Source organism: Kocuria tytonicola, from assembly GCF_003687455.1.
Taxonomy (GTDB): Bacteria; Actinomycetota; Actinomycetes; order Actinomycetales; family Micrococcaceae; genus Kocuria; species Kocuria tytonicola.
In genome coordinates this window covers 1-6,894 of sequence record NZ_PHOA01000115.1, presented here as the reverse complement: position 1 = coordinate 6,894, position 6,894 = coordinate 1, and the positions used below count along the sequence as shown (strand labels likewise).

General features: G+C 71.5%; 7 protein-coding genes. All 7 read right to left on the bottom strand.

What is annotated here, in order from left to right:
- Positions 1 to 498 (bottom strand): Mur ligase domain-containing protein (locus CWC38_RS10360; protein WP_240625215.1); only part of this gene is annotated, 498 nt, incomplete at its 3' end.
- Between the two features lie 98 nt (positions 499 to 596).
- Complete coding sequence (locus tag CWC38_RS10355) at positions 597 to 2,420, bottom strand: peptidoglycan D,D-transpeptidase FtsI family protein (protein ID WP_240625214.1); 1,824 nt, start codon at positions 2,418 to 2,420, stop codon at positions 597 to 599.
- Between the two features lie 110 nt (positions 2,421 to 2,530).
- On the bottom strand, positions 2,531 to 3,136 hold the full coding sequence (ftsL, locus tag CWC38_RS10350; protein ID WP_121846662.1) for a cell division protein FtsL: 606 nt from the start codon (positions 3,134 to 3,136) through the stop codon (positions 2,531 to 2,533).
- Positions 3,133 to 4,116, bottom strand: a complete 984-nt coding sequence (rsmH, locus tag CWC38_RS10345; RefSeq protein ID WP_121846661.1) for a 16S rRNA (cytosine(1402)-N(4))-methyltransferase RsmH — start codon at positions 4,114 to 4,116, stop codon at positions 3,133 to 3,135. The genes ftsL and rsmH overlap by 4 nt, the downstream gene beginning before the upstream one ends.
- 217 nt (positions 4,117 to 4,333) lie before the next feature.
- Positions 4,334 to 4,765: a division/cell wall cluster transcriptional repressor MraZ gene (mraZ, locus tag CWC38_RS10340; protein ID WP_121846660.1), complete on the bottom strand. Its 432-nt coding sequence runs from the start codon at positions 4,763 to 4,765 to the stop codon at positions 4,334 to 4,336.
- 263 nt (positions 4,766 to 5,028) lie between these two features.
- Positions 5,029 to 5,421 carry an SCO2097 family morphological protein gene (locus CWC38_RS10335; RefSeq protein WP_121846659.1) on the bottom strand — a complete coding sequence of 131 codons (393 nt, stop codon included), beginning with the start codon at positions 5,419 to 5,421 and terminating at the stop codon, positions 5,029 to 5,031.
- A 50-nt stretch (positions 5,422 to 5,471) separates the two neighbouring features.
- On the bottom strand, positions 5,472 to 6,710 hold the full coding sequence (gene dinB / locus CWC38_RS10330) for a DNA polymerase IV (protein ID WP_121846658.1): 1,239 nt from the start codon (positions 6,708 to 6,710) through the stop codon (positions 5,472 to 5,474).
- Between the last annotated feature and the right edge of the window lie 184 nt (positions 6,711 to 6,894).

The following is a 6,894-nucleotide window of genomic DNA, read 5'->3' as shown; positions in this document are numbered from 1 at the left end:
GATCAGGCCCGTGGTGTGCCCGAGGGCCCGCAGGATGGAGGTGGTGAAGTACGTGGTGGTGGTCTTGCCGTTCGTGCCGGTCACGGCGAAGAGGTCCTGGCCCGTGCCGTCCCCGGGGTGCGAGTCGTAGAGAGCCGCGGCCACCGGCCCCACCCACGAGCGGGGCTCCGGACTCACCAGGACGGGCAGGTCCACGCCGGCCCCGGCAACCTCACGGGCACCCTCGGGATCGGTGAGCACGGCGGCGGCGCCGGACGCCGCGGCGTCGGCCGCGAAGCGCGCCCCGTGGAGGTGGGCCCCGGGAAGTGCCGCGTAGAGGTCCCCGGCCTGCACCTCGCGCGAGTTCAGGGCCACTCCGGTGACCGGGGCCGCGGTTCCCGACGCGGCCGGGACCAGCCGCGCCCCGGTTAGACCCACGAGGTCCTCGACCGTGTGGGGGACGGGACGGGAGGGGCGCATGCTCTGCGCGTCGGCCCCGTCCTGGGCAGTTGCCACCATAGAAATCCTCTTCGAACCTTGTCCGCGGACGTACCCCGTCCACCCGGGCCGGCATCTCGCCGGTGTGTGCTGGTGCTGCGTGCTCCTGCCTGGGAAGTTTATCCCTGGGACTCGTCCCTGCCCGGCTCGGGCCAGGTCTGCTCGAGCGCGTTGGTGGGGGTGACGTCCTTCTTGAGGTTCTGCGGGACCTGCATCTCGTACTTGGGCCCCTGCGTGGTGGAGGGCGCCACGTTGTAGTGGTGCAGCACCTGGGACATGATCGTGGAGAACGTGGAGGTCACGCCCACGGTGTGCACGTCGCCCTTGGGGCGCTGCATGGTCACAGCCACGAGGTACTGCGGGTCCTCCATGGGTGCCACGCCCACGAAGGACGTGGTGAAGCCGTCGTAGCCGCCGTTCTCGCTCGGGGCCTCCGCGGTGCCCGTCTTGCCGCCCACGCGGTAGCCCGGCACCGCGGCCTCCTTGGCTCCGCCCTGCGTGACCACGTTCTCCATCACGTCGAGCGTCTGCTGGGCGGCCGCCTCGGAGATCACGCGCTCGGGCTGGGGTGGCTGCGGGGTGGTCACGGTGCCGTCCGGGTCCGTGACGGACTCGACGACGCGCGGCTCGATGCGCTGCCCCTTGTTCGCCACCGCCTGGAAGATCGTGGCCGTGCGCAGGGGGGTCTGCGAGACCCCCTGGCCGAACAGCACGGTGTACTCCTGGCGGGCGTCCCACTGGGCCGCCGGCGTGAGGATGCCGGTGGACTCCCCGGGCAGCTCGATGCCCGTGGGCTTGCCCACCCCGAACCGCTCCAGGTTCTCGTGGCGCGCCTCCTTGTCCATCTTGGACCCCATGATCACGGTGCCCGTGTTCATGGAGTCCCCGACGATTCCCGCCACCGTGCGGTTCTGGGCACCGTGGTCGAAGGCGTCCGTGATCTTCTCCGAACCGATCTGCAGGTACGGCGGCACGGTGATCTGGGTGTCCGGGGCCACGATCCCCCGGTCCAGCACACCGGCGGCCGTGGCGATCTTCTCCGTGGAACCGGGCTCCACCGCTTGGGTGACCGAGCGCACGGACGTGTCCTCCGCCTTGGCCCTGCCCGGCACGTTGGGATCCACCGAGGAGGTGTCCGCGAGCGCCAGGACCTTGCCGGTCTTGACGTCCATGACCACCGCGGTTCCCCACTCGGCCTTCAGCTGCTTGGCGCGCTCCCGCACGGCCTGCTCCGCGAAGAACTGGACGTCGCTGTCCAGCGACAGCTTCACGTCGGAGCCGTCACGGGCGGCCTTCTGCTCCTGCGGGGCCACGGGGATCCGCACCCCGTCGCCCGAGATCTCGAACCGGCGCTCGCCGTCCGTGCCGCGCAGCAGCTCGTCCTGCGTCTGCTCGATGCCGCCGAGTGCCTCGGCGTCGCCACCCAAAAACCCCACCACGGAGCCCGCGAGGGAGCCGTCGGGGTAGCTGCGCTGGAACGTGGGCTGGCCGTAGATGTACGGCAGGTTCAGCTCACGCAGGGCGTTGTACTGCTCCGGGGTCACACCCCGGGCCACGTACGTGAACGTCTTGCCGCCGTCCAGGGCCTTCTTGACGTCCGCGTCCTTCATGCCCAGTGCGTCCGCGATCTTGTAGACGGCCTGCGTGGGCGTCACGGTCTGGCTGGAACCGTCCTTGCCGGGCACCGTCACCTCGGTCACCGCGGTCTGGTCCACGGTGATGTCGTAGCGCTGCAGCGTGCGCGCGAGCACCGTGCCCTGCGTGTCGGTGATCTCCCCCCGCACCGCGGGGATCGGCTCCACCATGGTGCGCTCGCCCGCGGCGGCCTCGGCGCGGCCCCCGGGGTCCAGTCCCTGGACCCAGAACAGCCGCCCGACCACCAGGAGCAGGAGCGCCAGCAGGAGCGCGATCCCCACCTGCGTGCGCGTGTACGGCCGGAACACTCTGCTCCTGCGCGTGGGTGACGATGACACGGTCTTCCTCGATTCCTGGGCTGCGGTGCGGGGCGGCTACCTCCGGTGGGTGGGTGGTTCCGGCCCGGAGGCCGGCGGCGTCAATTGCCGGGGGCGCGCTGCGAGGGCGCGGGGAGGGACCCCCCGTTGAGGTCCCGCGCCTCGTCCGCCTTCTGCTCGGCCTCCCGCTGGGCGGTCTTCTTGTCCGCCTCCTCCTTGGCGCGCTTCTCCGCGCGCTCCTCGGCGGCCCGACGATTGGCCTCGGCGGCGTCGGAGCCCTTCATCTCGGCGGGCGGCACCAGGATGTTCTGCGATTCCGTCTTCTCAGCGGGGGCGGACGGCGGGGTCACGGCACCCGAGCCCAGGTCGATGCTGCCCACCTCCTTGGCGGGGACCATGCCCAGGTCGTTCGCGCGTGCAGCGAGGTTCTGCGGGGCGGAGTCCGCCTCGATGTCCTGCGTGAGCGCCTCGTTCTCCTGGGACAGCGCCCGTTCCTGGCCCGTGAGCTCCGTGAGCTGGTACTGGCCCTGCGTGATCTGGATGTTCAGGAGCAGGATCCCCACGAGCGCGGCGGCCAGCGCCAGCGCGCACATCACCACGGTCGAGAGCCTGCTGCGCCTCGGAGCGCGGCGCGGCACCACCGAGAGCGGTTTCCGGGTCCCGTGGTCGTCCGCGGCGGGCGAGGGGGTGTTCGCCGCACTGCTCATCGCGTTCTCCCTGGGGTCGTCGTCTCCCGCAGCCGCTCGGCGGCCCGCAGCCTCGCGGAGGCCGCCCGTGGGTTGCCCAGCGTCTCGGCCTCGGGTGCCCGCTCCGCGCCGCGGGTGAGCACCTTCAGCACGGGCTGGTGCTCGGGAAGCTCCACGGGGAAGCCGCGGGGGGCCGTGGACCGCGCACCGCTCGCGAACTCCTGCTTCACGATTCTGTCCTCGAGGGAGTGGTAGCTCATGGCGACGACACGCCCTCCCACCCTGACAGTTTCCAGGGCCGCGGGAATCGCGCGCTCCAGGACGTCCAGCTCCTCGTTCACCTCGATCCGCAGGGCCTGGAACGTCTGCTTCGCGGGGTGCCCCTTCTTGTGCTGCGCGGCGGCGGGCACGGCGGAGCGGACGACCTCCACGAGTTCCGCGGTGGTGCGCAGGGGGGCCTTCGCCCGCGCGGCCACGATGGCGCGGGCGATGCGCGGGGCGAAGCGGTCCTCGCCCCACCGGTAGATGATGTCCCGCAGCTCGGGCTCGGAGTACTCGTTGACCACCTCGGCCGCGGAGAGCTCGGCCCGGGAGTCCATGCGCATGTCCAGAGGCGCGTCGAAGGAGTAGGCGAAACCCCGTTCGCGCTCGTCCAGCTGCAGGGAGGAGACGCCGAGGTCGAAGAGAATGCCGTCCACGCGCTCCACACCGGCGAAGGCTGCGGCGTCCGCGACGTGGTCGTAGGTCGTGTGGATGCTCGTGAAGCGCGGGCCGAAGCGTTCCAGCCGCCGGCCCGCGAGGTCGAGGGCCTGAGGGTCCCGGTCGATGCCCACCACGCGCAACCGGGGGAAGCGCTCGAGCATCCCGTGGGTGTGCCCGCCCATTCCCAGGGTGGCGTCCAGGACCACGGGGGCTTCGGTGTCCAGCGCGGGGGCCAGGAGGTCGAGGCACCGGTCCAGCATCACGGGAACGTGCCGCTGCTCGGCGGGCGCCTCATCCATGCCGGGGCTCCTGGTCTGTCGCGGGTGGTGCAGGGTCGGGGGCGGACGGGATCCCGGTGTGCCGCGCGGAGTTCCGCCCACCAGATCCCCATCCGCCACTCGCCCCTCGAATCCGGCCTGACTCGGGGGAAGTCGAGTCAGGACGGTGACGCGGGCGGCTGGAGATCTCATGGCCGGGGTCACGACGGCGCACCCGCGGGTGCCCCGCGACCGTGCCCTAGAAGAGCCCGGGAATGACCTCGTCCTCGGTGTCGGAGAAGGCCGCTTCCTTCTCCGCCAGGTACTGCTGCCACGAGGCCGCATCCCAGATCTCGGCGCGGCTGCCCGCGCCGATCACCGCCAGTTCCCGGTCCAGCCCCGCATAGGAGCGCAGTGCGGCCGGAATGGTGATACGACCCTGCTTGTCCGGGGTCTCGTCCGAGGCCCCGGAGAGAAAAACGCGGATGTAGTCCCGGGCCTGCTTCGACGACAGCGGTGCGGCGCGCATCTGCTCGTGCACCCTGGCGAACTCTTCGGCGCTGAACACGTACAGGCAGCGTTCCTGCCCGCGGGTCAGCACGAGTCCGTCCGCCAGTTCAGCCCTGAACTTGGCCGGAAGGATCAGCCTGGCCTTGTCATCCAGACGCGGCTCGTATGTTCCGAGAAACACAGCCACCGCCTCCGAATCAGGGTCAGCCCGACCCTCGCTTCTCTCCTGCCCTCCACTTTACTCCACTCCCCTCCCCGGTCAATGCATCTGCACACCGCGCCGCGCCGCCCGGGGACACGGGCCGCGGGTGTCCCGGCAACCCATTCCGGTCACCACCTGCGACGACGCCGGCGCGTTCCCATGCTCGGGCATGAAAAAACTCCCCGGCGGTTCGCCGGGGAGTTCGTGGCCGAGACGTGTTCGGCGGTGCGGGCCGGGCGCCCTCACTGCCCGCCCTGGTTTCGCCTCTCCCACTTCTCCTCGAGTCCCTGGAGGAAAGTGGAGGACTTCCGGGAGCCAGAGGTGGCGCGGGTGGTGGCACCGTCCGCCGCGGGCCGGGCCTGTGCCGTGGTGCCGCTGCGCAGCGTTGCCACGAAGGTGCCGCCGGCCATCACGACGAATCCCAGAACCCCCACCACGATCAGCTGCGTGGCAACTCCGGCGAGCAGAACACCCAGGCCCACCACTGCGATCACGACGCCGAGCACGAGGTTGCGCATGGACCCCCGCCCCCGCACCGTCTCGGTGTGCATGCTGGATGCGAAACGGGGATCTTCTTCGTGCAGCTGCTTCTCGAGCTGGGCGAGAAGCTGCTGTTCGTGCTCGGAGAGAGGCACGATTCCTCCTGAGGGTTGAGAGTGCGAGGCGCGGACGCGTGGTCCACGGCTCACGTACCGTCCAGAATATCCCGTGCCGGCCGGTTTGGCACCGCGGGGTCCATGAGTTTCGCCGGGCGGAGCACCCCCGGCCCGAACTTGTGGTGGACCCTGTCCATGGCCTCCTCCGCCGCACCCCACTCGGCCTCGCGGCCGTCGAGACTCAGCTGCAGCGCGTGGTCCGAGCCCACGAGCTTCTCCGCGCGGACGCCGACGAGCCGCACGGACTGGGGGCGGTTTCCCAGTCCGTCCAGCAGCGCGGCGGCCTCCGTGTAGAGGTCGTGCGCCGAGCTCACGGGGTGTCCGAGCGTGCGGGATCGCGAGATGGTGGAGAAGTCCGCGTAGCGCAGCTTGAGACCCACACGGCCGGCGCGCAGGCCGTGGCGGCGCAGCCGGACCGCGGTGTCGTGGGCGAGACCCAGCAGCACCCGTTTCAGCTGAGCCGTCTCCGCCACGTCCACCTGGAAGGTCCGCTCCGCGCCCAGGCTCTTCTCCTCGCGCACGGGCGTCACCGGCCGGGGGTCGTGGCCCGTGGCCAGCTGCTTGAGGTGGGTGCCGGCCGCCGTGCCCACCAGTGCGTGCAGGCGCGGCAGGGGTGTGCGGGCGAGGTCTCCCACGGTGGCCAGGCCCGCGCCCTGCAGCACCTGCGAGGTCCGCTTCCCCACCCCCCACAGCCGGTCCACGGGCAGCTGGGCCAGGAACGCCACGGTGTGCTCAGGGGCCACCACGAGCAGCCCGTCCGGCTTGCAGTGTGCCGAGGCGATCTTGGCCACCGTCTTGTTCTCGGCCACTCCCACGGAGGCGGTGAGCCCGGTGCGCTCGTGGATGGTGCGGCGCAGCCCGCGCGCGATCTCCACGGGAGGGCCGCATCGCCTGATGGCACCCGAGACGTCGAGGAAGGCCTCGTCCACGCTCAGCTGCTCCACGCGGTCCGTCACCGAGCGGAAGATGTCCATCACGATCCGCGAGTAGTGGGCGTAGGCCTCGCGGTGGGGCTCCAGCAGCACGGCCGAGGGGCAGCGGGCCCGGGCCTGCGAGACGGGCATGGCGGAGTGCACCCCGAACCGCCGGGCCTCGTAGGACGCCGAGAGCACCACGGAACGCGGTCCGGACCCGGCGACGATCACGGGGCGGCCCCTGTGCTGGGGAGCGTCGAGCAGCTCCACCCCCACGTAGAACATGTCCATGTCCACGTGCAGGACGGCGCAGCGCCGGAGCTGCTCCAGCTGCTGCGGACTCGGTCCGCCCATGCGCGCTCCTCCCTCGCCGTGACGTGCTGCAGCCCAGGGTAGGCGGGGGCACCGACATGCCGGGGCGAGCGCGCCGGGTGGGGACGCTAGGCTGGACGGGCCCGCCCGGCGGCGTCGTGGGCAGACCACGAACCGCGCCGCGCGGGTCCCTTCGCGGGGTCGGCGCCACCACGGCGGGCGGCCC